At 55.9% G+C, this 279-nt stretch carries 1 protein-coding gene; it reads left to right on the top strand.

Going from position 1 to position 279, the window contains the following annotated elements:
• A partial coding sequence (locus L5849_RS15815) for a hypothetical protein (RefSeq protein WP_236926319.1) occupies positions 1–227 on the top strand: 227 nt, incomplete at its 5' end.
• Positions 228–279: the final 52 nt, after the last annotated feature.

The raw sequence follows: 279 nt of genomic DNA, 5'->3' as shown, positions 1-279 counted from the left end.
CAGTGATGGAGTTTTTGCAGAAGCGTGTGGTCCCTTGCGTTGCAGCTGTCGGTTTCGCGTTAGGGGCTCTTGCCGATTCCGCGACGATACTGGAGTATCTGGGATATTCTCCTGCCCAGATTGAATCCCATGAGCCGCGTAAAACTCCCGAACCGCCTGCGAGCGATATCCCGCAAGCCGTTCAGGCGTCAGACGCTCATCCGGAGAATCCTCAATCAGACGAGTGACGTCATCCACCACGGCATCCAACACATCAACGGCAGCATCAAAGGAGCTACC

It is taken from the genome of Erythrobacter sp. SN021, from assembly GCF_021864455.1.
This window is presented reverse-complemented; position numbering and strand designations above follow the sequence as displayed.